Annotated in this window: 2 protein-coding genes; both read left to right on the forward strand. The window is 45.4% G+C overall.

What is annotated here, in order from left to right; all coding sequences use genetic code 11:
* A partial coding sequence (locus tag WBA23_RS22805; protein WP_424584584.1) for an O-methyltransferase occupies positions 1–276 on the forward strand: 276 nt, incomplete at its 5' end.
* 21 nt (positions 277–297) lie between these two features.
* Positions 298–1576, forward strand: a 1279-nt coding sequence (locus WBA23_RS22810; protein WP_424584585.1) for a hypothetical protein, incomplete at its 3' end; no start/stop codon positions are given.

A 1576-nucleotide genomic window follows, 5' to 3' on the forward strand; every position in this document is an offset into this window, starting at 1 on the left:
TCGTTTGACTTGGTGTTTGTAGATGCTGATAAGTCGGGCTACCGTGCGTACGTAGAAATGCTGATAAGGCAGCCAAATTCTTTGTTAGCCGATAAAGGATTAATTGTAGTAGATAACACATTGTATCAGGGCGAAATTTATACTAAGCCGTTGGCGGATATGTCCGAGAACGCCCGAGCCATTTATCGTTTCAACGAATACGTACATACTCATCCTGATTTAGAAGCCGTGCTGCTGCCGATCCGCGATGGAGTTACGCTGATCAATAAAAAGTAAGGAATTTGCCTTGAATTTGCTATGAGGCTTGCCACGCTCAGAACGTTACTCGTCATATACAGCACCTTGCCAGCTACGCTAGTAGGGTTGCTAATTACTCGGTTAATGCACCTCCGAAATGTAAAACACACTCAATCTATTTCCTCCCAGTCATCGGTACTAATCACCGGCGGCCGGATGACCAAAGCCTTGCATCTGGCGCGTAGCTTTCACGCTTTAGGGTGGCGGGTGGTATTGACTGATAGTGAAAAGTATGCGTACTGTGGACCCCGATTTTCTAAGGCAGTTGCTACTTTCCGCACTCACGCAGATTTGCCGAAAGTTGGAGAAACGGCTTACTTAAATAGCTTAAACCAAATTATAACGCAGGAAGATATTGACCTGGTAGTTCCGGTATCGTCTCCCAAGTCCAGTTTACCTGATGCTCAACTACAATCGGTAATTGACCGTGCGAGACAGAAAGATACTAAGAGGAAAGCTACCGTTGTTTTTCATGGTACGCCCGAACAGATAGGTACAGTAGACGACAAGTTCAAATTTTGCGCAAAAGCAAGTACGCTAGGTCTTTCATCACCCCAAGTTTTTCGTATTATCAGCTACGCCGAAGTAGAGCAATTTACGTTGGCCGACTATCCTGAACAGTCGTTTATCTTCAAGAGCATTAACTATAATCCCACTACTCGCCTTGATGATAATGTGTTTGACTCGGGTGATAAGGAAAGGTTACTTGCCTACGCCCGTTCGGTAGAAATCTCAGCTAAAAAACCTTGGGTGCTGCAATCGTTCATTGAGGGGCAGGAATACTGCACCCACGGAACCGCAATTAATGGCAAACTTACGCTATTTTGCTGCTGCGAGTCATCGGCCTTTCAGGTGAACTACGAACACGTACCTAAACCCGCTATTGAGCAGTGGGTAGCTACTTACGTGGCTAAAGAAAAACTTACCGGCCAGTATTCTTTTGATTTTATAGTAGACCGGCAGGGCAACATATTTCCGATAGAGTGTAATCCCAGAACCCATACGGCGATTACAGCTTTTTATAATACTACGAGGTTGGCTGAAAGCTACCTAGCCGAAAAGCATAGCAAGAACAAAACAGCTACCTCCGTAGTGCCGGAACCGAATGCTAAGCCTACCTACTGGCTAGCCCACGAGCTACACCGAATAGTTAAACCACTACCAGGCGAAACCTCGCTTCATGCCCTGAAAAGAATCCGGAACGGCAAAGAGGCAGTATACGAATCATGGGACCCAAAACCTTTTTTGATGTTGCACTACGTACATATTCCTTATTTAC

The organism is Tunicatimonas sp. (genome assembly GCF_049647865.1).
GTDB lineage: Bacteria > Bacteroidota > Bacteroidia > Cytophagales > Cyclobacteriaceae > Tunicatimonas.